The 26,722-nt window shown below is 66.1% G+C and carries 23 protein-coding genes and 1 pseudogene; 16 read left to right on the top strand and 8 right to left on the bottom strand.

The genetic code is table 11. The features are described from left to right. The first annotated feature begins 137 nt into the window (after positions 1-137). Positions 138-581, top strand: a complete 444-nt coding sequence (locus AC3A3X_RS06105) for a fasciclin domain-containing protein (protein WP_487582141.1) — start codon at positions 138-140, stop codon at positions 579-581. Positions 582-701: 120 nt separating this feature from the next. Here AC3A3X_RS06105 and AC3A3X_RS06100 read toward each other — a convergent pair whose 3' ends face one another. The 3 genes from AC3A3X_RS06100 to AC3A3X_RS06090 form a co-directional block, all read right to left on the bottom strand. Then, on the bottom strand, positions 702-929 hold the full coding sequence (locus AC3A3X_RS06100; RefSeq protein WP_487582140.1) for a hypothetical protein: 228 nt from the start codon (positions 927-929) through the stop codon (positions 702-704). A gap of 93 nt (positions 930-1,022) precedes the next feature. Next, on the bottom strand, positions 1,023-1,277 hold the full coding sequence (locus AC3A3X_RS06095) for a helix-turn-helix domain-containing protein (protein ID WP_487582139.1): 255 nt from the start codon (positions 1,275-1,277) through the stop codon (positions 1,023-1,025). Between the two features lie 16 nt (positions 1,278-1,293). Continuing rightward, positions 1,294-1,548, bottom strand: coding sequence for a DUF2975 domain-containing protein (locus AC3A3X_RS06090; RefSeq protein WP_487582201.1), 255 nt, complete (start codon positions 1,546-1,548; stop codon positions 1,294-1,296). Positions 1,549-1,656: 108 nt separating this feature from the next. On the opposite strand from AC3A3X_RS06090, the gene AC3A3X_RS06085 reads away from it, so the two are divergent. The 9 genes from AC3A3X_RS06085 to AC3A3X_RS06045 all read left to right on the top strand — a co-directional run bounded on the left by AC3A3X_RS06085 (position 1,657) and on the right by AC3A3X_RS06045 (position 8,803). Beyond that, positions 1,657-2,229, top strand: coding sequence for a TetR/AcrR family transcriptional regulator (locus tag AC3A3X_RS06085; protein WP_487582138.1), 573 nt, complete (start codon positions 1,657-1,659; stop codon positions 2,227-2,229). A 132-nt stretch (positions 2,230-2,361) separates the two neighbouring features. Next, entirely contained in the window at positions 2,362-3,045 is a 684-nt protein-coding gene (locus AC3A3X_RS06080) for an NAD-dependent epimerase/dehydratase family protein (protein WP_487582137.1), read from the top strand. Positions 3,046-3,126: 81 nt separating this feature from the next. Continuing rightward, positions 3,127-3,420, top strand: coding sequence for a hypothetical protein (locus AC3A3X_RS06075; RefSeq protein ID WP_487582136.1), 294 nt, complete (start codon positions 3,127-3,129; stop codon positions 3,418-3,420). Positions 3,421-3,647: 227 nt separating this feature from the next. Next, complete coding sequence (locus AC3A3X_RS06070) at positions 3,648-4,067, top strand: organic hydroperoxide resistance protein (RefSeq protein WP_487582135.1); 420 nt, start codon at positions 3,648-3,650, stop codon at positions 4,065-4,067. Between the two features lie 404 nt (positions 4,068-4,471). Beyond that, positions 4,472-5,200 (top strand): cytochrome c biogenesis CcdA family protein, encoded by a 729-nt coding sequence (locus AC3A3X_RS06065; RefSeq protein ID WP_487582134.1) that lies wholly within the window; start codon positions 4,472-4,474, stop codon positions 5,198-5,200. A 38-nt stretch (positions 5,201-5,238) separates the two neighbouring features. Next, positions 5,239-5,751: a thioredoxin family protein gene (locus AC3A3X_RS06060; RefSeq protein WP_487582133.1), complete on the top strand. Its 513-nt coding sequence runs from the start codon at positions 5,239-5,241 to the stop codon at positions 5,749-5,751. Between the two features lie 89 nt (positions 5,752-5,840). Continuing rightward, entirely contained in the window at positions 5,841-6,581 is a 741-nt protein-coding gene (locus AC3A3X_RS06055) for a response regulator (protein ID WP_487582132.1), read from the top strand. Next, entirely contained in the window at positions 6,578-7,900 is a 1,323-nt protein-coding gene (locus tag AC3A3X_RS06050; protein WP_487582131.1) for a sensor histidine kinase, read from the top strand. Before AC3A3X_RS06055 ends, AC3A3X_RS06050 begins: the two co-directional genes overlap by 4 nt. Before the next feature lie 159 nt (positions 7,901-8,059). Continuing rightward, positions 8,060-8,803 (top strand): hypothetical protein, encoded by a 744-nt coding sequence (locus AC3A3X_RS06045; protein WP_487582130.1) that lies wholly within the window; start codon positions 8,060-8,062, stop codon positions 8,801-8,803. Positions 8,804-8,864: 61 nt separating this feature from the next. On the opposite strand, the gene AC3A3X_RS06040 is transcribed toward AC3A3X_RS06045, so the two are convergent. The 5 genes and pseudogenes from AC3A3X_RS06040 to AC3A3X_RS06020 form a co-directional block, all read right to left on the bottom strand. Further along, positions 8,865-10,382, bottom strand: coding sequence for a tryptophan halogenase family protein (locus tag AC3A3X_RS06040; RefSeq protein WP_487582129.1), 1,518 nt, complete (start codon positions 10,380-10,382; stop codon positions 8,865-8,867). Positions 10,383-10,425: 43 nt separating this feature from the next. After that, a complete protein-coding gene (locus AC3A3X_RS06035) occupies positions 10,426-11,457 on the bottom strand; it encodes a cupin-like domain-containing protein (RefSeq protein ID WP_487582128.1) in 1,032 nt (343 codons plus the stop codon). Continuing rightward, on the bottom strand, positions 11,457-12,200 hold the full coding sequence (locus AC3A3X_RS06030) for a SapC family protein (RefSeq protein WP_487582127.1): 744 nt from the start codon (positions 12,198-12,200) through the stop codon (positions 11,457-11,459). Before AC3A3X_RS06030 ends, AC3A3X_RS06035 begins: the two co-directional genes overlap by 1 nt. 163 nt (positions 12,201-12,363) lie before the next feature. Continuing rightward, a pseudogene (locus AC3A3X_RS06025) lies at positions 12,364-15,558 on the bottom strand (TonB-dependent receptor); the annotation flags it as partial. Positions 15,559-16,135: 577 nt separating this feature from the next. Further along, complete coding sequence (locus AC3A3X_RS06020) at positions 16,136-16,792, bottom strand: MarC family protein (protein WP_487582126.1); 657 nt, start codon at positions 16,790-16,792, stop codon at positions 16,136-16,138. 286 nt (positions 16,793-17,078) lie between these two features. Between AC3A3X_RS06020 and AC3A3X_RS06015 the strand changes: the two genes are divergently transcribed. From AC3A3X_RS06015 to AC3A3X_RS05990, 6 genes are all read left to right on the top strand, one after another. Further along, a complete protein-coding gene (locus AC3A3X_RS06015) occupies positions 17,079-18,518 on the top strand; it encodes a Wadjet anti-phage system protein JetA family protein (protein WP_487582125.1) in 1,440 nt (479 codons plus the stop codon). Positions 18,519-18,528: 10 nt separating this feature from the next. After that, positions 18,529-19,188, top strand: a complete 660-nt coding sequence (locus AC3A3X_RS06010; protein ID WP_487582124.1) for a DUF4194 domain-containing protein — start codon at positions 18,529-18,531, stop codon at positions 19,186-19,188. Beyond that, complete coding sequence (locus tag AC3A3X_RS06005; RefSeq protein ID WP_487582123.1) at positions 19,175-22,612, top strand: SbcC/MukB-like Walker B domain-containing protein; 3,438 nt, start codon at positions 19,175-19,177, stop codon at positions 22,610-22,612. Before AC3A3X_RS06010 ends, AC3A3X_RS06005 begins: the two co-directional genes overlap by 14 nt. 110 nt (positions 22,613-22,722) lie before the next feature. Next, positions 22,723-23,349 (top strand): response regulator, encoded by a 627-nt coding sequence (locus AC3A3X_RS06000; RefSeq protein ID WP_487582122.1) that lies wholly within the window; start codon positions 22,723-22,725, stop codon positions 23,347-23,349. Between the two features lie 135 nt (positions 23,350-23,484). Beyond that, entirely contained in the window at positions 23,485-24,540 is a 1,056-nt protein-coding gene (locus tag AC3A3X_RS05995; protein ID WP_487582121.1) for a glycosyltransferase family 4 protein, read from the top strand. 9 nt (positions 24,541-24,549) lie between these two features. After that, the gene (locus AC3A3X_RS05990; protein ID WP_487582120.1) at positions 24,550-26,664 is read left to right on the top strand and encodes an amylo-alpha-1,6-glucosidase; all 2,115 of its coding nucleotides are present in this window, start codon (positions 24,550-24,552) and stop codon (positions 26,662-26,664) included. Positions 26,665-26,722 lie beyond the last annotated feature (58 nt).

Below are 26,722 nucleotides of genomic sequence, written 5' to 3'. Positions count from 1 at the left end.
TAACGGCCACTCAGCCGCGCAGCACGACCCATTCCCCATCCGCACTGAGCCCTTTCGCCCCTGCCGCCGGCAGGAGCCTGGCTTCGGCCGTCCTCGATTCCGTGCTACTGCGGATCGCATCAAAGGCAACCAATTCCATGGACACCGTCAACAACTCCCCCAACAGCAAGAACCTCGTCGACACCGCCGCTGCGAATGGCTCATTCAAGACCTTTGGGCAGGCAATTGATCGTGCGGGCATGACTGACACCCTGCGCGGCGTGGGTCCGTTCACCATTTTCGCGCCAACCGATGCGGCGTTCGAAAAGCTTCCGGCCGGTCAGCTGGAAAACCTGTTCAAGCCCGAGAACAAGGAAGAACTCGTCTCGCTGCTCAACTATCACGTTGTCAGCGGCCGCAAGCTCGTCGCCGACATCGGCAAATGGGAACATGCCAAGACCGTCAACGGTCAGTCCGCCCCGATCCAGTTGACCGACGACAAGGTCAGCATTGACGGCGCGGTGGTGACATCGGCCGACATCGGATCGAGCAACGGCGTCATCCATGGCATCGACAAGGTCAATATTCCGACCAAGCAGTAATGTCGTCGGATTGACTGGCGAAACGGCGGGGTTCACCCGCCGTTTCGGCGTACGCGTTTTGCGGCCCGGTTCCGCTACATGACCTGGGCCAGGGAGGTTGCAAGACAGGTTCCGCCAGCATCATCCCCCTTCGGATACACGCCGCCGACTGCGCCATTTGCCCACATACGGCAGCGCAAACAGGTACAGACCCGTCACCAGCAGCAGGGCCAGGGGCAGCAGCGGAATGTAGGAGATCCAGACGACCGGCTTCTCCTGTGCCAGGGCAATGAAGGTGACGATGACGGTGACCGTGAAGACGATGGCCACCCAACGGTGGAACTGCCGAATCCAATGGTTCCAGTTCAAGGGAATCTCCTTTTGAAGACGAGCAAGCTGGGTGGATCGTGATGTTGAATGCGTCTGGGCTCCGGCGCTTCTCGATTCCTGATCGATCGGCGCTCAAAGGTCTTCTTCGCCGGCCTCGCCGGGAACCGCCACTTCGGCCTGCGAATCCCGGCGGTACACAAGTAGATCGCCCGGCTGGCAGTCGAGCGCTTCGCAGATTGCCTGCAGTGTCGTGAAGCGGATGCCACGCGCCTTGCCGGTCTTGAGGATCGACAGATTGGCAAGGGTGATACCGACCTTCCCGGACAGTTCGGTGAGGGTCATGCGCCGATCGTGCAGCACCTCGTCGAGTTTCACGTAGATGGCCATGTCGGATCAGCGTGCCTCAGATCAGCGTGTCCAGGTCGGCGCGCATGCGCGTTCCGACTTCGAAGACCTGCGCCAGCACGAACAGCAGGACCACCGCGACCCATCCGCTCGCCGAGAACTTCCAGTCGATGTTGGAACCGGCGGCGTTCATGGTGCCGGCCAGTATTCCGAACGTCAGCCTCAGCAGTTCGATACCGAGCATGCACCAGGCGATGGTTTTCAGGCGCACGGCATTCTCGGGAACGAAGGGGTCGTCGCGAACCGTTGCCACCACCGCCAGCAACCGCGACCCCTACCCCCTCAGATGTCATCCGATGGGGTTGCGCCGCCCGGCTGATCGGGAATATGATTGAGTACGCACTCAGTAAAGTTGATCCCGATGGCCCGCCCCCGCAGCGAAGACAAACGAAACGCCTTGCTGGCGGCCGCCGTCCGGGTGTTCGCCGAGGACGGGATCAATGCGCCTACGGCCAGGATCGCCAAGGTCGCCGGCGTCGCCGAAGGGACCTTGTTCACCTACTTCAGCAACAAGGACGAACTGCTCAACCAGCTCTACATGGAGATCAAGCGCGAGCTGCGGGAGGCCATGCTCTCCACCTACCCCCGCGCCGCCGACATCAAGCAGCGGGCGGGCCATGTGTGGCGGGAGTATGTCGGCTGGGGCCTGGTCAATATCGACAAGCGCAAGGTCGTGGCGCAGCTGGCAGTGTCCGATCGCATCACCGACGCCACCCGCGCCGTCGCCTCGGCGGGATTCGCCGAGTTCCAGTCGATGCTGCAGGAAAGCATGGCCAAGGGACTGCTGCGTGAGCATCCGCCGGCCTATGTCGGCGCGATCCTGGTCGCGATCGCCGAAGTCACCATGGACTTCATGCTCAAGGAGCCGGCTGCCGCCGATCAGTACCGCATGGCAGGTTTCGAAGCGTTCTGGCGGGCCGTCGCTTCCGGCTGATCCCTTTTTTTGCCCTTATTAATGAGTGCGTGAACACTCAGAAATGCTCCTTCCCCCACGTTGCCTGGATCCCCTCATGTCCATCCCCACCACCCCGATCTTCCTTTCGACGAACCCGCAGGAGCGCACGCCATGAAGGTCCTGATTTTCGGCGCCACCGGCATGGTCGGCCAGGGCGTGCTGCGCGAGTGCCTGCTCGCCGAAGACGTCAGCCATGTGCAGACCGTCGGACGCACTGCCACCGGCCAGACAAGTCCAAGGCTCCACGAGCTGGTTCACCGCGACTTCCTCGACTACAGCGCTGTCGAGGATCAGCTCCGGGGATTCGATGCCTGCTTCTTCTGCCTGGGCGTGTCATCGCTGGGCATGAGCGAAAGCGACTACACGCACCTGACCTACGATTTCACCCTGGCGGCGGCGACCACGCTCGCACGCCTCAACCCCGCGATGACCTTCGTCTATGTCACCGGCGCCGGCACCGACAGCAGCGAGCGCGGCCGCAGCATGTGGGCGCGGGTCAAGGGACGCACGGAGAATGCACTGCAACAGCTGCCGTTCAAGGCCGTCTATCTGTTCCGCCCTGGCGTCATCCAGCCGCTGCATGGCGTGCGCTCGAAGACCGACTGGATCCAGCGGACCTACACCCTGAGCAGTCCGCTGCTGTCGCTCGCACGCACGCTGTTTCCGCACACGATCCTGTCCACGCAGCGCATCGGCCAGGCGATGCTCGCGGTCGCCCGCGACGGTGCCGAAAACGCCGTGCTGGAAAGTCGCGACATCGAGGAAGCCGCACGACGAGGCGAGCGCCATGGTTAAGGCGTCGAATTGGTGGCCGGACCAGGACTGGCTTACGACCTGTTTTGCAACGGCCGTGTACCGGCCGCAGGAGGCAATGCAATGAACACCAGCAAACCCCATTCGCATCTGGAACTCACGCTCGCCACCACGGGGGCAGAAGAAGGCGAGCTGCTGCGCGCCCTGCTCCGCGTCGACCTTGGCGCGAGGATCCAGATCGACCTGCAGCGGCGGAGCGTGCGCATCGAAGGCCGGTTCTGGGGAGACGACGTGGTCAACGCGATCGAGGCGACGGGATGCCATGTCGATTCAGTCAACGAGAGGCCGCGAACGGTCGTGCTGGCGACCACCGCGCCTGCGCGCGTGCCGCAGCGACCGCGTTCGGTTGTCCTTTGACGGCTTGCCCTCTGACGGCCGGCCATCAATAACCGCATGAGCGATTTGTAACGAACTGTATCGGCCCGCCTGGCGGCCACACAAACTTGCATTACCCGCGATACCTGACACATCCGGCGAACAGCTCCCGGGAAGAATTGCGTCCATCGGATTGCACCTGCCTCCTGCGTTCCCCGCGTTGCCGGCAAGCCGATGTTCCCCACATCCCCCAGCTACCAGGTATCGCCATGACCACCCAGCTCGACAAAGTCATCTACACCGGCAAGACCCACACCACCGGCGGCCGCGACGGCTCGTCGCAGAGTTCCGATGGACGCCTCGACATCAAGCTGTCCTCGCCGGGCTCTTCCGGCGCGGGCACCAATCCCGAACAACTGTTCGCGGCCGGCTGGTCGGCCTGCTTCATCGGCGCCATCGGTATCGCGGCCGCCGGCAAGAAGATCAAGCTTCCAGCCGACCTCGCCGTCGACACCGAAGTCGACCTGGGCCAGAACGCCGACGGCTACGGCCTGCAGGCCCGCCTCAACGTCAGCCTGCCTGGCATCGATGCCGCCATCGCCCGCGAACTGGTCGAGACCGCGCACCAGACCTGCCCGTACTCGAAGGCCACGCGCGGCAACATCGGCGTGACGATCAACCTCGTCTGAGCCTCCCTGCCGGGACCGTCTGATTTTCAGGCGGGCCGGCAACGACCGAAACCAGACAGTCGGCCGGGCAACCGGTCGGCTGCCTGCTCGCGCGCTCGCGTCCATCTCTTGGCAGCGATCGCGTCCGAGACGCACCGACTGCAGGCATCGCCGCCTCTTTGTAAGCAAACGTAGCTTCGGCGTACTGCGCGCCGCTTGCATACAAATCGGCTCCGCGCCGACACCCACGGGATACACCCCGGCGCTGCAATGGCATCCCAACCTCTCCCGACGGTCCCGACATGTTCCGCAATGCCCTCGCCCTCGCGCTGCTTTCCGCCGCCGCCCTGTCGCCGGAACTGGCACACCCCAGTCACGCCGAGCCCGAGCCCACCGTGGTGCTCGTCCACGCGGAGGGATGAGCCATGACCGCGCACGCCATCGCGCCAGTGGTCGAATACGCACTCGCCGGTGCCGCCGGCATCGCCACTATCCTCTCGCCCTGCATCCTGCCGGTGCTGCCGATCGTGCTGGCCACCAGCAGTGGCCGCAGCCGGTTCGAACCGGCGCTGATCATCGCCGGGTTCGTCAGCATGTTCGCGGCAAGCGGAATCCTGATCGGAGCGTTGTCTTCGTCCTCCGGTGAGTTGCAGCAGGCGGTCCGCACCGGCTCGATCTGGCTGTTGCTCGTCGCCGGCCTCGCCTGCCTGTGGCCGGCCCCGTTCAACTGGCTGGTCGCACGCGTGCAGCAGTGGCGCTCGGCGCGAACCGGTGCTTCGCCGCCGCGTGCGCAGCGCACTGGCAACGTTGCTGCGCTCCTCGTCGGCGCCTCGCTCGGCCTGGCCTGGACGCCGTGCGCCGGGCCGATCCTGGCCTCGGTGCTTTCGCTGGCGGCCAGCTCGCAGGCGCCGGGCAAGGCCACCTCGCTGCTCGCCGTGTATGCGGTGGGCGCCGGTCTGCCGATGCTCGCGATCGCTTATGGCGGGCGCTGGGTGACTTCGCGACTTTCCTTCCTCAACCGCCGTGCCGAGCTGTTCCGTCGTGTGTTCGGTGCCATCGCGATCGCCGTCGCGGTGCTTCAGCTCTTCCAGTACGACGTCCTGTTCTCCGCCTGGGCCACGCAGTGGCTCCCCTCAGTCTCAACGGGTCTATAACCATGAACGTGATCAAGCCCCTCCTCACTGCCCTTTGCATGAGCGTGCTTGCCGTCGCCTGCACGCCGGGCGCCAGCGCTGCCGATCCCGTGCCGGGCACCAGCATCTCCCCCGCGCCTCTGGCTCCGGAGTTCCAGGGCATCAACCACTGGATCAACAGCGCCCCGCTGACCATGTCGCAGTTGCGCGGCAAGGTGGTCCTGGTCGACTTCTGGACCTACTCGTGCATCAACTGCGTGCACGTGCTACCGCACGTGAAGGAGCTGCACCAGCGCTACAAGGACCAGGGTCTGGTCGTCGTCGGGGTGCATACGCCCGAGTACGGATTCGAGAAGATCCGCGGCAATGTCGAGGACGCCGTGAAGCGTTTCGGCATCGAGTACCCGGTGGCGCAGGACAACGGCTACGACACCTGGGAAGCGTATAACAACCGCTATTGGCCGGCGCTCTACCTGATCGACCGGGACGGACACGTCGTGTACCACCACTTTGGCGAAGGCAACTACGCCGAAACCGAAGACAAGGTACGAAGCCTCCTCCAGGAAAAATAAGCAGATCGCAACGGTGCCACGCCACTGCGGCCGGCACCTGCGCGCTCCGATCCGAATGTTCCGATCAAACCCAGGCAAGGACCTGCTTCATGGAACACGTTGACCACATCCTGGTCGTCGACGACGACCACGACATCCGTGAGATGGTTGCCGACTACCTGCGCAAGAACGGTTTCCGCACCTCGCTGGCGGCGGACGGCCGCGAGATGCGCGCCATCCTCGACACCAATGCCGTCGACCTGATCGTGCTGGACGTGATGATGCCCGGCGACGATGGCCTGGTGCTGAGCCGCAACCTGCGCGCCAGCAAGCACAAGGCCATCCCGGTGATCATGCTGACCGCGCGCGACGATGCCACCGATCGCATCATCGGCCTGGAGATGGGCGCCGACGACTACGTCACCAAGCCGTTCTCGCCGCGCGAGCTGCTGGCCCGGATCAACGCGGTCATCCGCCGCACACGCATGCTGCCGCCCAACCTGCAGGTCACCGAGGCCAGCCGCCTGCTCGAGTTCGGGCAATGGCGGCTCGATACCACCGCCCGCCACCTGCTCGACCCGCAGGGCACCGCCGTCGCCCTCAGTGGCGCGGAGTTCCGGCTGTTGCGGGTGTTCCTCGACCATCCGCAACGCATACTCAGCCGCGACCAGTTGCTGAGCCTGACCCAGGGCCGCGAGGCCGAGCTGTTCGACCGCTCGATCGACCTGCTGGTCAGCCGCCTGCGCCAGCGCCTGAAGGACGATCCGCGCGAGCCTTCCTACATCAAGACCGTCCGCAGCGAAGGGTATGTGTTCAGCCTGCCGGTCACGCTGCTGGACGAGGGTGCATGAGCACGCGACCTTCGATGCTGTCGCGCCTGCTGCCGCGGACGATCGCATCGCGGCTGTACCTGATCCTGTTCACCGGGCTGCTGGTCGCGCACGGCCTGTCGTTCGCACTGCTGTTCTATGAGCGCTACGAGTCCGCGACATCGATGTTGATGGGCAACCTCGAGAAGGACGTGTCGACATCGATCGCGATGCTCGACCGGCTGCCGGCGGCGGAGCGCCCGGCCTGGGTTCCGAAGTTCGAACGCAGGACCTACCGCTACATCCTCGGCCCCGGCCAAGCCGGCGGCGAGCTGCAGACCGAGCGCGCGCGGGAGCTGACGCGCCTGATCGGCGGCGTTCTCGGCCCGCGCTATCGGGTGCGCGGCAATACGACGTCGCTGAAGCCCGAACGCGTCCAGGTCCACCTGCAACTGGGTGATGGCGCCCCCGTGACCATCGAACTCACGCCTTCGGTGATGCCGATCGCGCAGTGGCTGCCGTACGTGCTCGCCGCGCAGCTGATCCTGTTGCTGGCCTGCGCCTGGCTGGCGGTGCGCCAGATCACACGGCCATTGGCGCAACTGGCCGATGCCGCCGATTCGTTGAGCCCGACCGGTGGCAGCCCGCACCTGCCCGAAGGCGGCCCGGCGGAGGTGGCCAAGGCCGTATCGGCATTCAACGCCATGCAGGACCGGATCGCGCTGCATCTCAAGGAACGGCTGCAGATCCTGGCGGCCATTTCCCACGACCTGCAAACCCCCATCACGCGCATGAAGCTGCGCGTGGAGACCATGGACGAATCGCCGGCCAGCGGCAAACTGCTGGCCGACCTCGACGAGATGCAGCATCTGGTCCGCGACGGCGTCGCCTATGCCCGCAGTGCCCATGGCGGCATCGAGCCGGCCATCAAGGTCGACCTGGATGCCTTCCTCGACAGCCTTGTCTGGGACTACCAGGACACCGGCAAGCCCGTCAGCCTGATCACCCATGCGGCAGTGCCGGTGACCACCAGACCGCGTGCACTGCGGCGAGTGGTTGGCAACCTGATCGACAACGCCGTGAAGTATGCCGGTGCCGCGGAAGTTGCCGCATCGGTCGAAGCCGACGGCGCGGTGTCGATCACCGTGATGGATCGCGGGCCCGGCATCGCCGAGGCGGAACTGGCTTCGGTGCTGGAGCCGTTCTACCGCGTGGAAGCCTCGCGTAATCGTGACACCGGCGGCGCCGGCCTCGGCCTGGCCATCGCCCAGCAGCTGGCCATCGCCATTGGTGCGCGACTTCAGCTGCGCGGGCGTGACGGTGGAGGACTCGTCGCCACGATCACACTGCCGCAGGGGTGAGGTTGTGCCGGATGGCCATTGCCGGTGAAGGCATAGTCCTTCACCGGCAATGAATGCCTCCGGGCTCACCTTTGCCGGGTTCTGGCGCACCACTCTGAGAGCCAGTTCGAACGCCGCATGGGGCGCCAGACGATCCACACGCAGCAGGAAGGAGCGGAAATGAGGCTGAACAGCATCACGTCCACCGCCGCGGTTGCGGCCTGCCTCGCCGCCGCCCCCCTGCCCTCGCACGCGCAGCAGAACGGGGAATGGAAATGGATGATCGCGCCCTACCTGTGGGCGGCCAGCGTCGGCACGGACCTGACCACGCCGTTTCCCGTGAGCGAGGGCGGATCCAGATTCCCCAATCTGATCGATGACATCGACGGCGCGTTCCAGGCGCATGTGGAAGGCCAGAACGATCGCTTCGGCATGTTCGCCGACTTCACCTATATCGGGCTGGGCGACAACAAGGATTTCGAGCGACTCGACACCGGCTCGCAACTCGACGCCTACCTGTTCGAGGCTGCCGCGGTATGGAGCCCGGGTGAAGGGTCGCTCAAGGGCATCGAACTGTTCGGCGGGCTGCGCTACATCGACGTCGATCTGAGCGTCAACTTCGACCCGCACGACCCGCGCTTTGGCTCACTCGAACTCAACCCCAACGATTCCTACAGCGACCTGATGCTCGGGGCCCGATACACCTGGGCTTTCGCCGAGCGCTGGCGCCTGACGCTGCGCGGTGATGGCTCGTTCGGCGATACCGACGGCACCTGGAACGCCAGCATCGTTGGCCAGTATCAGGTGAGTTACGGCCAGTGGCTGTTCGGGTACCGGCACCTGTCGGTCGAGGTCGAGGACCAGCGCCGCAAGATCGACCTCACCATGAGCGGGCCGATGGTTGGCTTCGGCTTCGTGTTCTGACGCGGCAACCGGTCGCGGTCAGGACGAGCCTTCGGCATCGCCCTGACCGGATGGCGGATCCTCAGGCCGGCACTTTCGGCCTTGCCGCCCAGACTTCGGGCGCGGCCTTGCAGTAGCGGTCAATGAACTCCTGTTGCGATGGCATGCGCGCGACCGCCTCGTCGATGGGCTTGCGGATGGCGGGCAACAGCCGGCGCATGTCCTCGTCGGACAGTCCGCCCGACAACGGATGATGCTGCTCGGGCACGATGCCCTGCCCGAGCATGACGTGCGTCCACGAATCCACCCGGAACAGCTCGTTCGCGCCCTGCCAGGCATGCGCACGCTCGCGCCATGCGCGCAGGCGGACCTTCAGCGAGTCGGGCACCTCCATCTCGCGGCACTGCTTCCACATCGCTTCATCGCGCTGGTTGGCGTGGTAGTGCAGGATGATGAAGTCGCGCACGTGCTCCATTTCGGCGCGGCCGGTGGCGTTGTACAGGTCGACCAGCGACTGCGGAATGCCGTCGAGCGGGAACGACTCGATCAGCCGCACGATCGACGTCATCGAAAGATGGAGGCTTGTCGACTCGAGCGGCTCGATGAAGCCGCTGGCCAGGCCGAGCGAGACCACGTTCTTGTTCCACGCCTTCAAGCGCCGCCCCGTGCGGAACTGCACCGGCCAGGGCTCGCGGATCACCGGGGCTGCCGCGTCGCGCAGCAGCTTGTCGCGCGCCTCGTCGTCGGACATGTGGCGACTGGAGTACACCAGCCCGCAACCGACCCGGTGCTGCAGCGCGATGTGCCAGCGCCAGCCGGCCTCGTGCGCGATCGCCCGCGTATAGGGCACCGGCGGACCGACCGATTCGGTCTGCAACGCGACTGCGCGGTCGCAGGGCAGCCAGTTGTTCCAGTCCTCGTAACCGGTCTTGAGGGTCTGCTCGATCAGCAGGCCGCGGAAGCCGGTGCAGTCGATGAACAGATCGCCTTCGATCACCTGCCCGTCTTCCAGCACCAGCGATTCGACGTAGCCCGATTCGCCGTTCTGCCTGACTTCGCGGATCTTGCCTTCCACGCGCCGGAGCCCGTAACTCTCGGCCTTGCCTCGCAGGAAGCGCGCGTACAGCCCGGCATCGAGGTGGTAGGAATAATTGACCTGCGGCGACTCCAGCAGGGCAAACCGGTCGCCACGGGACGCCACCGTCTCCAGGCAGTAGTCGCCCAGGTCCGACTGCATGCCGCGGCGCATGCTGTCGAGCCAGAAGTGATGGAAGCCGCAGACCAGCGTGCTCTGGCCGGTGATACCGAACGGATGGATGTAGCGCTCGCCGTGACGGCGCCAGTTCTCGAACGAGATCGACAGCTTGAAGGTGCCTGCGACCGAGCGCAGGAACTCCTGCTCGTCGATCTGCAGGAAACGGTGGAAGTTGCGGATTGGCGGCACTGTCGACTCGCCGACGCCGACCGTGCCGATCTGCTCGGATTCGATCAGGACCACGTCCAGCAGCTCGCGGAACTGGTGCGTCAGTGCGGTCGCGGCGAGCCAGCCCGCCGTGCCGCCGCCGGCGATCACCACCTTTCGAATCCTGCCCTTCTCCATCCTTCCCTTCTCCTCTGCGTGTGGTGGTTGCCGGCGCGCCGGCTCAACGGTTGAGTTTTGCGATCAGCATCGCCCGAAGCTGCCGCGCCAGCGTTTCATCGATGCTGCCAAGGACCTGGCGTGCCGCTTCCGGCAGATGCTCGCCGGCGCGATCTGCCGGACCGAAGACGTAGTAGTCGAAGATCTCGCGCCATGCCTCCTTCTCACGCCGGGGCCGGTCGCGAATGGTCCACAGCGCGTGATACAGCGCGTGCATGGGCGTTGGAACATGGGCGGAAACGCTGCTCCACCAGTAGTTCACCAGCACGTTGAACGGCTCCAGCCCCTGCACGTGATGCCACCACAGGCTCGGAATGAAGATCGCATCGCCGGCCTCGAGTACCGCGCTTTGCCCGGCCGCGAGCGCGTCACGGAAGCGCGGATAGCGCTGGAAATCCGGCGCGGCGAAATCGACCACGCTGACCGCCTGACCACCGGGAGTGGGTTCCAGCGGGCCTGGATAGAGGTTGTCGATCTGCGCGGGCGGAAACAGGGTGAAACGGCGGCGGCCGCCAGCGCAGCAGGCGATGTTGTTGAGGGCGTCGTAATGGCACGACGCGGTGACGCGATTGCCGATCCAGATGCTCGGCGGCGCCTCGATGCCCTGGGCCGCCAGGTCCAGGTCATTGTCGGCGCGCATGCCGGGCAAGCGGCTGTCGACCAGCAACGAGGCGACGTAATAGGTCGGCGGTTGCGAATCGTCGGCATGGGCGGCGATCTCGTCGAGCACCTGCCCCAGGTCGCCGCGCCGCACCTCGCAGTTCAAGTCGGTGAAGTCGGCGTTGTAGAACGGTCGTCCCGCCACCTCCGGCCCGCCCCAGGAGTAGGTCACCGGTTGGCCGTTGTAGAACCCACGCAGATATTCCATGGCCTCGTGCATCGAGCGCGACGCCGCCTGCACCAGTCCCCAGTCGCAGGCCAGGCCGCGCAGCACGGCCGGTTGCCCGGAAGCGAGCAGTTCCTCGATCGGCGGCGAGGCGGAGCCTGCGCAGTCGATGACGCGGATCCGGGCCGCCACGTCGACGGCCGCGCCCATCACTGCGCCTCCGCCGCCAGGCGCAGGCGACGCTGCTTCTCGGCCATCAGCCGGCGCAGGTTGTGCACCGAGGATTGCACCAGGAACGCCCCTTCCAGGTAGCCGGCGAGGTGCAACTGGTGCAGCGAGCGGGCGTCCAGCGCCGCCAGGCGCTCGCGATCGATGCCGTGCAGGCCGGCCAGGCTGACGCGGTGCTCTTCGTCCAGCTGCAGGCTGAGCTTCAATGGCTGGATCAGCCCCAGCGCATCGAACGCGGCGAACATCGCCTTGCCCGCATCCACGCCGTCGCGGATGCCGCGAAGCACGGTGGACACATGTTCGAGGTAAGGGCTGTTGCCGCCGTGCGCCAGGAACACCGGTTCACCCTCGGCGAAACTGATGCGGGGATGCTGCATGTCGACGTGGATGACCGCCTCGTGGCGCAGTTCACCCTCGATGCGCTGCTCCTGGAAGCCGATAAGGAACGGCCCCTTGGCGACGACGCCCGGCAGGTAGGCGGCATTCCAGCGTCCTTCGTGCAGGAACAGGTTCTCGTTGCGATCGAAACCCAGCAACGCCACCGCCTGCCATGCGTCCCCTTCCGGGTCCTTGCGGAAGAAGATCGGGTACTCGCGCTGGAGCTCCGCGAACTCCGTCGGAAAGGCCGCCACGACCCCGATATCGTCGCCGAACTCGCGACCGAAGCGGGTGATGACCCGCAGGTCCTTGTGCTTGATGTTGTTGAGCAGTTCGTATTGGGGCATGGCCGGAACGAGGACGGGTTTGCACGATGTTATGCGCTTGCCGGGCGAAGAAGGAAAGCCCCCCGGACACCCGCGGATCACATTGATGTTGAAGCGCAAAAAAACGGGCAGGACAGCTGCTCGCGCAGCGGCCCTGCCCTGGTTCAATACCCTGGGAGGGTCCTCAGAACTTGTAGCGCACCCCCAGCATGTAGCGTGGGCTCTGATCGAGCAGCTTGATGATCTGCTTGTCGGAGCGGCCGTGCCAGCGCACGTCCTCACCGGTCAGGTTGATCGCCTCGAAGCTGGCGGACCAGTGATCGTTGAAGTCGTAGCCCACGTTCATGTCCCACTGGTCGTATTCCTCGACGTAGTAGGGGTTGCGGTTGGAACCGTTCTGGTTCGCCAGGATCAGGTACTCGTCACGCCAGTTCCAGGCCAGGCGCACCGACCAGCCGTACTTCTCGTACATCAGCATCACGTTGGCCGTGTCGCTCAGTCCCAGCAGGGCGAACTGGTCGCGCTCGATCACCGTGTTGTCGAAGGCGACGTCGCCTTGCACCAGGGTGTAGTTGGCGTACACGCCGAAGCCGGACTCGCCGAAGAAGTACTGGCCACCCATTTCCCAGCCATGCAGGTTGGCGTCGTTCTGGTTGACCGGACGGTTGACGTCGAACTCATACAGCGGATCGTCGGCCTCGCCCACCAGGTCGTAGGTGTTTTCCATCGCCAGCGACTGCGCCGAGCTGCCGTCGTAGGCAGCCAGGCCGCCGGTCTCGGGGTTGCGCAGCATCGCCAGCGCGGCGAACAACGCGGTGTCGTTGGCCGAACAGGCCTGGGCGACGTCGTTGCCGGCGGCGTTGACCTGGTCGCTGCACGTCGTGCTCTGCAGGAAGGCCAGTGCGGCCTGCGCATCCGGGCCGGAGGTCGGGTCGGTCAGACCGTACAGCGGCTCGCGCACCACCGAGGTGCCGATGAAGTTCTTCACGTCCTTGTTCCAGAAAGTCACCGAGATGAAGCTGGCGTCGGCGAAGTACCACTCCACCGCAAGGTCGAGGTTGTCCGATTCCAGCGGATCCAGCATCGGGTTCTGAGCGTCGCCGTTGGCGCGGGTGGACGGGTTGATCAGGATCGAACCGGTCGGCTGGTTCGGCGTCGGGCCCGAATAGAGATTGCCGTAAGGCGCGCGCGCGATGGTCTTGCTGAACGATGCGCGGGCCTTGATCTCATCGGTGAGGTCGAGGGCGAAGTCGAGGTTCGGCAGGACGAAGTCGTAGCTGTGCGTCTCGCTGAAGGGCACCTGTTCGTCGCCGCGCAGGATGCGGAAGTCGTTGTTGGCCTGCCACTGGATGGCACTGGGCAGGGCAACCTGCGAGGTCGAGGTCAGGTACGTCTTCTCGTAGCGCACGCCGATGCGGGTGTGGGTCGGGTATCCGCCCAGCGTGCCCTCCAGGTCGATCTGGCCGTACACCGCGTCGGTGTCTTCCTTCACGCGGTTGTCGGCGGCCAGCTGCGGGTTGTAGCGGGTGGTGGCACCGTAGAAGTCGCCCGCCCACAATGCACCGGCCGTGGCACTTCCCAGCCATGCGCCGTGGGCCGCACCGGGAGCGCTGTAGTCGTCGAACATGCCGACGATGTCGATCGGGCGGATCAGCTCGGCCAGGCCCGGTTCGTTGCCGGTATTGGCCACGCCCCAGTCGCCCAGCGTCGAGTAGGCCTCGGTGGCCTGCTTGCGCGTCATCGTCGTTTGCGACGAATCGACGCCGAACTGGAAGCGGCCGTCGTCGAACACGTACTCGCCGTCGATGCGGCCCTGCTTGATCTCGGTCTCCTGGCGCTGGTAGTTGATGCGCAGCACCTGCGAGCCGATCTGTTCGCTCGGGAAGGCCGGGTTCACGGTCCCATTGGTGCCGGCGATGGCGTCAGCCGAGGTCGGGAACCAGGTGAACGAGCCGATCGGCAGGCCGCTGTTGAAGGAAAGCTCCTGAGCGAAGTTGCCGCCGCAGTAAGGACCGACCGTGCAGTTGTTGGTGCCGGCAATACTGAAGAAGGTCGAGCCACCGCCGGTGACCGGATCGTTGGGTCGGCTCTCGGAGGTCGTGTTGTGGGCGTCGAAGGTCAGGCGGAAGCGATCTGTGACGTCCCAGGCGGCGTTGAAGCCCAGCGAATCGAGCTTGTACTCCTGCTCCTGGTGCTGCTGCTCGTAACCGAAGTCCTTGGTGCCGACGATGTCGCGGATGAAGGTTGGCGTGGCCACTGCCTGGCCGGTGTCGAACGTGAGGTCGGTGAAGCTGTTGGCGCGCTGCAGCCAGATGGTCTGCTCGGCGCGGTCTTCGGTGATCTCGTTGGTCGAGTAGGTGTAGTCCAGGGTAAACGTCAACGCATCGGTGGGCGCGAACTGCAGCACGGCCTGGCCATTGATGCGCTCGCGCTCGAAGTCGGCGAACGCATAGCGCAGATCGTTCGGCATGCCGTACAGCTGGCCGATCGCCGGCGCATTGGTCACCACCGCGTCCGGACGCAGGGACGGGTCGGTGCCGGTCCAGCGCTGCATGTTCCATGCGTTTTCGGTGGCCTGCACCGAACCGCCGTGGCGCTTCTGGTAGCTCGCCGAGAGCCCGACGCCCCAGGTCTTGTCGTCGTTGGTGTAGCTGAAGATGCCGGACACTTCCGGCGTGATGTCGGTGTCGAAAGGCTGGGAGTCGTCGTACACGCCCTTGGCGCCGGCAGTGGCGACAAGACCCTGGTGGTTGAACGGACGGTCGGTCTCGATGTCGATGGTCGCACCGATGCCGCCGCTGGGGACGTTGGCCTGTCCGGTCTTGTAGACCTGCAGCGTGGAGATCGCCTCCGACGCCAGCTGCGCGAAGTTGAACGCGCGCGTGCCGCCGTCCACGCCGCCGATCGGCACCTGGCCGGGCGCGCCGAATGCGTCCGCACCCGGAATGGTGCGACCGTTGAGGGTGACCATGTTGAACTGCGGGCCGAAGCCGCGCGCGGTGACCTGCGCACCTTCGCCGTCGCGTCGTTCGATCGAGATGCCGGTGATGCGCTGCAACGACTCGGCAAGGTTGGTGTCAGGGAACTTGCCCAGGTCCTCGGCGCTGATCGCATCGACGATACCGGCCGAATTGCGCCTGATCTCCATGGACTGGTTGAGGCTGTTGCGCATGCCGGTGACCGTGACCGTGTCCAGCGTCGTGGCCTCGTCCGACGACGACTGCGCGGTCGTGGCCTGGGCCGCTGTCGTCTGTGCAGTCGTGGTCTGCGCGGTAGTGGTCGGCGTGGCGGCCGCTGCGGCGGCGTCCTGCGCATAGGCAGGATTGATGACCAGCACGCCACCGACGAAGGTGAACATCGCGGTGGACTTGAAGCGCTTCTTGAACCGCTTTGACATCTGGCTCATTGCGAAGTCCTCCCAGAAGGGGAACCACTTGTTGCCGTATCCACGGCACGACGCCCAGCTGTCGCCTGCACCAAGGACGCCCACAGAACGTGGCACCGAAACCGACTCATATGGTCTTACCCCCTCAACTTCGATCGATGGATGTATTGCCCTTGAAGGGCGCCTGCAGGCCCGTGCCTGCTACTCCGGAACGAGCGTCAATCGACGCCCGTGCAGCAACGCTGTTGGCTTGGCATTTCTAGTTTCGATTCCAGTCCGCGTGGGTCGGTGGCGTTTCGGTGGACCTCCAGGTACCCGCTGCGGCGGGCAAAAGTGATAGCGCTATCATCTGGGCCGAGACTAAACATTAAGTTTCCATACATGTCACCGTGCAGTGCAGCAAAATTTGGCTATGAATTCGCCAGACTCGGAACAGCAACCGCTCGCCCGACGTGCTCGAGAAAGTTTCATCCGTAACCAGCCCCGTTGCGCTTCGCGCCCATCCCCCGATTCCTGAGAGCGCTATCAGCCGCGTACGTCGTACGGTGTTCGAACAGGCCACCCGAGCCGGTCAGCTCGCGGACGGTCCGCCAAGCAGGACGCCGTAGGACTGAAGGAACTCCACCGTGCCGTGGAATATCAGGCCGCCCCCCATGGCCGACACGAAGAAGCCCACGATCCTCGTCGCCGCATCGACGCCCTGCGGGCCGATCCTGCTCAGGATCTTCTTCGCGTAGATCAACGACACATAGGTGCACAGCACGGCCGCGGCGATCGCGGCGACCACGACGGCGAACGAGACGACCAGGTGGTCGGACTTGCGCACCAGCGAGGTCAAGCCGATCACCGTGGCGATCACGCCGGGCCCGAACATGATCGGCATGGCCAGGGGAATGAAGGAGACATCGCCACCGTTGCCCTTCCCGCCCGACAGCATGCTGTTCGGGCTGGGCGAGAACAGATCGAAGCCGATCCGCATCAGGATCACGCCGCCGACCACGCGCACCATGCTCAACGGCACCCCGAACAGACGCAGCAGGACGTTGCCGAATACCAGGAAGAACAGGCACAGCAGCAGGACGTTGATGCACGCCTTGCGCGCGGTGGCCCGACGCTCGTCATCGCCCTTGCCATCCATCAGGCTGAGGAACACCGGGATGGCTTCCAGCGGGTTGATGATCGCCAGCAGGGTCGTGAAAAGGCTGAAGAAGAGCGTGGCGTCTGCCATCGGCGTCAGCGATTCCCGGCGCCCTCGATCCGGGCGCACCGGCTGGGAGTCTTGGCGCGCATCGATAACGGTGACGTGAGGGATGCGCCCGGAGTGCCGCCCCAGGTTACGCAATATCAATAACTTACATCGCACATCGCAGGTAATACATCTGCCAGGACGGCATTCCGATTCCCACATATCCCTTGCCGGGATACATTTCCCTGCGCGTGGGCGCCCGCCCTGCAGGCGGCCGCCCGGCGCAAGGACCCAGCTAGAGCAACCAGGACCGGCATCGGAGCGTTTTTTGACTGAGTACAGTTCGCCGGCACCGCCGCTGTTTGCTGTTGTTCCCGACGGTCTCTTCGGACCCCTCGCCTCTTCCAACCGGCTCCACTACTGGCGGCTGCTGTGCCAGCTGTTCGCCGAGTTCTTCGGTCCCGACGCACCGATGCCGCCCAGTGTCGGCTTCCCGCGTCGCGAGATCACCTCGGCCATCGAGCGCTACCTGCTGACCGACGACCCGTGGGAGGACGACGGCGCGGCGCCCGACGCACCGCTGGCCATGCGCGCCAATGCGATCCACGAGCGCTTCCGCGCCGCCGGCTGGCTGCGCCAGGAACGCGTTGGTGCCCGCGAAATGGTGTCGATGACCCATGCGGTGGCGCAGCTGCTGGCGACCCTGATGGATTTCGCCGAGCGCGGACCGGCCTTCTTCGGCGCCAAGGTGCGCTCGATCGAGCTGCAGCTGCAGCAGGTCGTGGCCGGCAATGCCGGCGGCGACAGTCTCGATGAAGCCGCCGAGCAGTCGCGGCAGCTGCTGTCCTATGTCTCGGCGATCAGCGTGCAGGTCCGCGATCTGATGCCGGAACTGATCAAGGCCGAGAGCACCGCCCAGTTCGCACGCCAGTTGTTCGAGCGCTATGTCGGCGAGCTGTTCGTCGGCGACTACGCACAGCTGCACAACGCCGACCATCCCCTCGCCCGTCGCACCGCGATCCTGACCATGGTCCGCGACATCGAGCAGTCCGACATTCGCGGGCAGCTCATCGCGTGGTACACCGAGCGCGCGACGGGCGGCGATCTCGTCCGTGCCGAGCAGCGCCTGCAACGCAGCCTGCGCCGTCTGTACGAGATCGATCGCATCGACGAATACCTGGCCCGCCTTGATGACGACATCCGCCAGGCCAACCGCCGCGCACTGGCCTTCCTCGACTACCGCCTGCGCGCGCCGGACAAGCTCGACGTATTGCTGCGGCGCGCCTGCCGCGGCGTGCTCGCGGCGCCGCAGGAGGCACTGCGCCTGCCGGTTGCGCCCGGGCCGCTGATGGACGAGCAGCGCCTGCGAGCGCCACAGCAGCGGCCCAGGCCTATCCCGCGCACGGCCAACACCAGCCGCGAACCCACGCCCGAACAGCTGGCGCGGCTGAACCTGCTGCGGCAGATGACGCGCGCGCGCCTGGTCAAGCCCGAGGACCTGCTGCACTACGTCGATCGTCACTTCGGTGCGACCGACAGCGTCGATTCGGAGGCCATGGAGATCGCCAGCATCGAGGATTTCCGCGCCTACCAGACCTTGATCACGCTCGCGCTGCGCAGCCGCCGCCAGGGCGGCCTGCGCCGCGACGACCCGATCCACCGGATGCTGCGCGGATTCCGCATCCAGCTGCGCGATGGCGAGCAGACCGCCAACGCCTTCCTGGAGTCGCCGCGCTTCGTCCTGCATCGCACAAGGACATCCACTTGAAGGACGCCGCATGAAACGCTCATGGGCCACGTTGAGCCAACTCTCCGGCGGCATGTACACCGCGCAGGATTTCGAACGCACGGCCTACCGGCTGGTCACCGAGCAGGTGCTCTACAGCGCCGACCGCAAGTCGCGCAACGCCTACCACCTGGTGGAAACCTACCTGGCCGATTTCGCCGCCGCGTTGGAACCCTTGGGCATCCGCCTGGAGCGCAATGCACACTTCCGCTATGTCACCGCCCTGCCCGCGCACGGCGAAGGCACGGCAGTGAGCCTGGACGAGACGCTGCTGATCCTGGTGCTGCGCCAGCGCTACGACGAGGCGATGCGGCAGGGACAGGTGGAAGACCACGGCGACGTGCTGGTGGAACTGCCGGAGCTGCAGGAGGCCTACCAGTCGCTGACCGGCCGCGAGCTGCCCGAGACCGGCGCGCTGCGCAGCCAGTTGCGCGCGCTCAAGCGCTGGTCGGTATGCCGGATTACCGAATGCGACCCGGGTGACCCGCAACCCTTCCGCATCCTGGTGCGGCCGGCGATCGTCGAGATCGTCGGCGCGCAGTGGTTGCAGCGCCTGGACCAGCACAATACGCACGACGTCGCGGCCATCAACAACGATGACGGCCAGGCCAGCAACGAGCTTTCCATGGAGCCCGACGATGTATCAGCTTAAGCGCGCCCATCTCGTCCAGTTCTTCCTGTTCCAGGCGCAAACGCTCGAGCTGGACCTGAGCACGGCGATCATCGCCCCCAACGGCGCCGGCAAGAGCGCGTTGCTGGACGCCCTGCAGATCGTCATGCTCGGCGGCGACCGCAACCAGATCCGCTTCAATGCCCAGGCCGGCGGCAGCCATCGTGCCCGGACCATCCGCGACTACTGCCTGGGCGTGTACCGCTCCGGCGACGACGGCCGCGACCGCGAAACGGCCACGACCTACCTGAGCCTGGTGTTCGAGGACCAGGACAGCGGCGAGACGCTGACCGCGGGCATCGCCCTGGCGGCGTCGGCGGCCGAGCCCGATCACCGCGTCAACGGCCTGTACCTGCTGCCGCGCGTGGCGCTTTCGCTCGACGACCATCTGGAAGTGGTCAAGGGCGAGCAGCTGCCGCAGGAGTGGTCGCGCTTTCGCGAGCTGATCGCGCAGCGCTGCAAGGCCACCGGCAGCAAGGCCGAGCTGCACAGCAGCAGCGACCGCTTCGTGAAGGACCTGCTGTTCCGGTTGCGCCCCGGCCCGGCCGCGCAACTGGACGCGGTGGCCTACCGCAAGGCATTCCAGAACGCCCTCAACCTGCAGCGGGTCAGTGACGTCGACCTGTTCGTGCGCACGCTGGTGGCCGAGGAGCGCCCGACCGAGATCGGCAAGTTCCGCGCACTGCTCGATGGCTTTCGCCTGATCAAGGAGAAGATCGAACAGGTCGCACGCCGGATCGACGAAGCCGAACAGGTCGAGCAGCAGTACAAGAAGGTTTCCCAGCAGGCGACGCGGGCCGCGTCCTACCGCGCCCTGGGTGCCGAGTACCAGCGCGACCTCCATTCCGAGCGCGTCGATGCCGCCGAACAGACGCTGGCGACCTCGCACGAAACGCTGCGCGGCAAGCGACTCGCCCTCGCCCAGGCCCGCAGCGACCGCGAGAACGCGCGCCTGGCCGCGGACGAGGCCGGCAAGCGCCTGCAGGGCACGCGTGGCTACCACGAGCAGGCATCGTTCGAGCAGCTCGCCGCGCCCTACCAGGAGGAACTGGCGCGCCTGAAGAAGGAACTCATGCGCAGCGCCGGCTTCGTCCGCGACCAGCTGCAGGCGGCGGGAAAACTCGGCCTGCCCGGCGTCGACGCGCATCTGCTCAAGGGCGCCGTCGCGCCGTGGCAGGCGCTGTACGACCAGCTCGCCGCGCTGGTGGCCGATGCCGACATCCTGGTCTCGCCCGAAGCCCTGCACGATGAGCTGCGCCAGGCCATCGAGCACGCCGCGCCGATCATTGCGGCAGTGACCGCGTACGAGCGCGAACGCCACAATGCCCTCGACCAGGCACGTCAGGGCGCGCTGACCGCGCGCCAGAATCTTGCCCGCCTCAATGCCGGCCAATCCGAGCTGCGCCCGGACGTGGCCCGCATGATGAGTTACCTCGCCGATGCCGGCGTCGAAGCGCGGCCGGTTTGCGACCTAGTGCAGGTAAGCGATCCTGCCTGGCAACGCGCGATCGAAGGCTATCTGCGCAGCCATGTCGAGGCGCTGCTGATCGCGCCCGAGCACGAGGAGCAGGCCGTGCGCCTGTACCGCTCGCTGCAGGGCGCGCGCTCGGTGTACGGGGTCAAGCTGGCCTTGTGCAGCCATGCGCGCCAATCCCGTGGCGATGCCACGCCGGCAGCCGGCCAGGTCTCGTCCCTGCTGACCGGCGACAACGAGGATGCCCTCGCCTACCTGCGGCGGCAGCTCGGCGACCTGCGCTGTGTCGCCACCGAGGCCGAAGTCGTGCGCAGCCGCCATGGCCTGAGCAATGACGGCCTGGTCGCCAAGGGCGGCGGCGTGGAGCGACTGCGCCTGCCTGCCGCAAGCGAACTGAAGATCGGCGCCTCCAGCAGCCGCGAGCGGCAGAAGCTGCTGCGCGAGGAACTGGACGCGGCCGAACGTCGTATCGGCGAACTGGAATCGCAATGGCGCCCGGTGCATGCCAGCGCCACCGGCCTGGCCCGCATCGGCAACGCCGAGGACATGGCCCGCGACGCCCACGAGCTGCTGCTCAAGCACCGCCAGGCCGCCGCCCGTTACCGCGCCCTGAAGGACAACCAGGACGCCGCCAGCGATCCCGACCTGATCCGCCTGAGCGAACAGGCGCACGAATCCGAACGCCGCCGGCAGGAACTCGAGGCCCTGGTCGAGCGCCTGGTCGGCGAAGAAGCCGTCGCCACCGGCAAATGCGCCGAAGCCGAGGCCGCGCTGCTGGCGCTTGGCGAACAAAGCGATGCCGTCGCCCGCCGCGCCAGCGAGGCGTTCTCGCATGCCGATGTCGACGCCAACCTGGTCGAGCACCAGCGCGAGGAACTCGACGGCAAGATCACCGAGCTCGCCGACCGCCTGCAGCGCTGCCAGAGCCGCGCCGACGAGAGCGATCGCATCCTCAACGGCCTGCTGCCCGAGGCCTGGCGCGGACTGGCCCAGTACGGCAAGGACCATGGGCTGGTGCTCGACATGGAGCCGGGGCAATGGCGCCAGGCCAACGCATTGCTGCACAAGGAAATCGATCACCTCAAGGGCACCGAACTGGTCCAGCACCAGGCCGCCGCCGACGAGGCCTATTCGACAGCGGTGGAGACCTTCCGCTCCAACGTCGCCTCGGCGCTCTACGACAACTTCACCCGGTTGCGGCACCAGATCAACACGCTCAACCGCACGTTGCAGCGCAGTCCTGCCTTCTCCAACAACGAGCGCTATCAGTTCAAGTACGACGTCGCCCCCGAGTTCCGCGACCTCCACCGCTTCATCAACAAGGCGGCCGATGTCGGCCAGACCGACACCCTGTTCGGCAGCGCCGGCGAAGTCCCCGCCGCGTTCCGCGACATCATCGAGGACAAGATCGGCAGCAAGGGCGCGAACACGCCCTCGCCACTGGACGACTACCGTCGCTTCTTCAGCTTCGAGGTCGTCATCAAGCAGGAAGAAACGGTCATCGGCACGCTCAGCGAGCGCATGCGCTCGGGCTCCGGCGGCGAGCACCGTGCGCCGCTCTACGTCATCGCCGGCGCGGCACTGGCGGCGGCCTACGGCAAGGCCGAGGGCCAGCAGGGCGGCCTGGGGGTGATCATGCTCGACGAGTTCGGCGACAAGATCGACGCCCAGAACGCGCGCGCCACGACCAATTACCTGCGATCGCTCGGACTGCAGCTGATCGTCGCCGCGCCCGATACCGCGCAGGGAACGCTCAGCGGCGTGCTCGACAGCTATATCGAGCTGTTCCGCGATGGCCCGCTGCTGCAGCTCGAGCGCGTGGTCGTGCACGGCCGCGGCCGCGAGCTGCTGGAGAGCGACCAGTTCCAGCTGCATCCGCAGTTGCTCGAAGCAGAGATCAAGCGCGTCACCCTGGAGAAGGAACCGGCTTAGCTATTTGCCGGATTTGGACAAGGCCTCAAGCGCAATTTGCAAATTTGCGCTGTAACACTGAGGAAATGTCTTATCCTTTTGGGCGCACCCCATAGCCAACCGAGGCGACCATGCGCATCGTCTTGGCCGACGACCATCCGATCGTCCGTAGCGGCGTCCGCACCCTGCTGGAGCGCGACCACCAGACAGTGAAGGTGGTCGCCGAAGCGGCCACGGCCGATGAACTGCACCGCGTGCTCGATGCGACGCCGTGTGACCTGGTCATCACCGACTTCAACATGCCCGGCGGCCGCATGTCGGACGGCCTCAGCCTGCTGGGGATGCTCCACCGCAAGTGGCCCGACCTGCCGGTGGTAGTGCTGACGATCGTCAGCAATCCGGGCGTGCTCCATTCGATCATGGCGACCGGCGCCCGCGGACTGGTCAACAAATCCGAAGCCCTCGGCGAACTGCCCTTGGCAGTGGAGGCCGTGGCGCAGGGACGCACTTACCTCGGCGCCGCCATGGAGCAGGCGCTGCAATCGACCCAGGCCACGGACGGAAAGGTCGGGCTGTCGATTCGCGAATCCGAGGTGTTCCGCCTGTTTGCCTCCGGCCTGACCGTGTCGCAGATCGCCAGGCAACTCAATCGCAGCGTAAAGACCGTCAGCCGGCAGAAGGTCGATGCGATGGCGAAGCTCCGCATCGAGAACGACATCGACCTGTACACCTACGCGCGCGAGCACGGATTGCTCTAGGCAACGCCGGCGCCGGGTTCGCTCCAGCACCTGGAGAACCGGCGTCGCGCGGAGCGGCTTCCGTCGTGCCGCCCTGATCCCCGTTAAGGCGTGGGGAGCACGCTGCCTACACCGGCGCCGGCGTAATTTGAATCGATGCGCATCGCCCAGATCGCCCCCCTCTACGAGGCCGTGCCGCCCCTGCTCTACGGCGGAACCGAGCGGGTGGTTGCGCACCTCACCGATGCCCTCGTCGAAGAGGGTCATGAAGTCACGTTGTTCGCTTCGGCCGATACCTGCACTCGCGCCGAACTGGTGGCCATGCGCGACCAGGCCATCCGACTGGACCCGGCGCCCCTGAAGTCGGACCTGGCCGCGCACCTTTCGATGCTCCACGAAGTACGCCGGCGCGCCGACGAGTTCGACGTGCTGCATTTCCACGTCGACCTGCTGCACTACCCGTTCTTCGAACGCTGTGCGGAAAAGACCGTGACCACGCTGCACGGTCGCCTCGACCTCAAGGACCTGGCGAACGCCCACGGCCGCTGGCCGCAGTTTCCGCTGGTGTCGATATCCGACAGCCAGCGCCGCTCGATGGAAGACCTGAACTGGGTCGACACCATCCACCACGGATTGCCCGAGCGCCTGTACGACTTCTCGGCGCGTCCGCAGGGCGGATACCTCGCCTTCCTGGGAAGGATCTCGCCGGAAAAGCGCGTCGATCGCGCCATCGCCATCGCGCTCGCCGCGGGCCTGCCGCTTCGGATCGCCGCCAAGGTCGATGCGGTCGACCGCGCCTACTTCCACGCGCAGATCGAACCGCTGCTCGATTCTCCCGGCATCGAGTACATCGGCGAGATTTCCGACGCCGAGAAGAACCGCTTCCTGGGCGACGCGCTCGCCCTGCTTTTTCCGATCGACTGGCCCGAGCCGTTCGGTCTGGTGATGATCGAGGCGATGGCCTGCGGCACGCCGGTGCTGGCCTGGAACTGCGGATCGGTCCCGGAAGTCGTCGAACCTGGCGTCTCCGGGTTCATCGTCTCCTCCGAAAGCGAGGCGATCGCGACCCTGCCTGCCCTGCTCGCGCTCGACCGTCGCGCGATCCGTGACAGCTTCGGGCACAGGTTCACCTCGGCGGTGATGGCGCGGGGATACATCGAGCTCTATTGGCGCCTGTTGCGTGAGGCCGCACAGCATCGTCGCACCGGCTGAGGGACGAGCATGGACCCTTCTGCCGCGGCCTCGCTCAACACCGGCTACGTCCTCAAGGAGGGCGAAACGTTCGTCGTCGCCAACCGACAGGGCGACATCGAGGGCGGCGCCGACGGCCATTTCCACAATGACACCCGGATGCTGTCGCGGTTCCGGCTGCGCCTTGGCGACACCAGTCCGGTGCTGCTGAGCTCCTACGTCACGCGCGACAACGTCTTCTTCGTCGCCCACATGACCAACCGGCTGCTGCCGCCGCTCGGCGGAACCTCCACCGGTGAAGGGCTGGTCTATATCAAGCGTGTGCGCTTTCTGCACGAAGACCGGATGTACGAGCGGTTCAAGCTGCTCAACTACGGCAGCGAACCGGCACACATTCCGCTGTGCTTCGATGTCGGCGCCGATTTCGCCGACATGTTCGAGGTGCGCGGAAGTACGCGCCAGCGTCGCGGCGAGCTGCTGCCGGTGGAGGTGCTCGAGCATGGCCAGGTCTACCGCTATCGCGGCCTCGACGATCAGCTGCGTACCTCATGCGTGACCTTCTCCGACCTGCCCGACCGCGTGGATGCCTGCGAGGCGAACTTTGTCGTCGCGCTCGCGCCCGGCGCGCGACGCGTCATGTTCGTCGAGGTGGGCAGCGAACAGGCGCCGGCCGACCGCAGCCGCTTCCGCGCCGCCGCCGCGCATGCCCGCAAGCGCATGCGCGTTCGCAACCGGCGCAGTGCCCGGGTCCGCAGCGAAGGCCCGCTGTTCAATGACTGGATGGAGCGGTCGCGCGCCGACCTGACCATGCTGACCAGTGAGCTCGACACCGGTCCCTATCCGTACGCCGGCATTCCCTGGTTCTCCACGCCGTTCGGCCGCGATGCGGTCATCACCGCGCTGCAGACGCTGTGGCTGGATCCGCAACTGGCGTGCGGCGTGTTGACGTTCCTGGCCCGTCACCAGGCGCAGGAAGAGTCGTCCTTCATGGACTCCTCGCCCGGCAAGATCATGCACGAGACCCGAAAGGGCGAGATGTCGGCACTGGGCGAGTTGCCATTCGGCCGCTACTACGGCGGCGTCGACACCACGCCCTTGTTCGTCGGCCTGGCCGGGGCCTATCTCGAACGCACCGGTGACCGCAGCCTGATCGAAGCGATCTGGCCGGCGCTGGAAGCGGCCACGGCATGGATCGAGCGTGTGTGCGATGCCAATCCTGCCGGCTTCCTGGACTACGCGCGCGGCGAGGCCAGCGGCCTGTCCAACCAGGGCTGGAAGGACAGTTCCGATTCGGTGTTCCATGCCGATGGTCGCTCGCCACAAGGGCCGATCGCCCTGGTCGAGGTACAGGGCTATGCATTTGCCGCGCTGCGCGCGATGGCCGCGATGGCACGGATGCGCGGCGCCGAAGCCAAGGCCGACGCCTGGGTGCAACGCGCCGAGCGACTTCGTGCCGAGGTCGAGCGACGCTTCTGGATGGCCGACAGCAATTTCTATGGCATCGCCATCGACGGCGCCGGTGAGTTGTGCGCGGTGCGCGCCAGCAATGCCGGACACCTGCTGTACAGCGGCCTGCCAAACGGCGAGCGCGCGGCATCGGTGACGACGCAACTGCTCGACGCGCCGTTCTTCAGCGGCTGGGGCATCCGCACGCTGGCCCAGGACCAGGCGCACTACAACCCGATGTCGTATCACAACGGTTCGGTGTGGCCGCACGATTCGGCCCTCTGCGCCGCCGGCATCGCCGCCTACGGCCCGCGCTCGGGAGCCGTGCGCCTGCTGCGCGGTGCGTTCGAGGCGGCGGTGCATTTCAACATGCGCCTGCCGGAGTTGTTCTGCGGTTTCCCGCGCTCGCACGGCAGTGCCCCGGTCGCCTACCCCGTGGCCTGCCTGCCGCAGGCCTGGGCGGCCGGCTCGGCGTTCATGCTGGTGCAGGCGTGCCTGGGGATCACGATCGACGGGGCGCACTCGGAGATCCTGCTCGACCGCCCGCAGTTGCCGATCGGCATCGACGAGATCGTGGTGCGCCGCGTGCCGATCGCCGCCACCCACGTCCACCTCGTCCTCAAGCGGCTGAACGAGCGCGTGGGCGTATTCGTCGAAGGTCCCGGCACGGACAGCGTGTCGGTGCGGATCAAGGGCTGACCGGCCCGCACCGACATATCGTGGACCGCAGATGAAGTGCCGCAGCGGCGTGGTCGCA

This window comes from Lysobacter sp. Soil_N_23 (assembly GCF_057656135.1).
The sequence above is the reverse complement of the archived record's forward strand: the minus strand, read 5'-3'. Positions and strand labels throughout refer to the sequence as shown.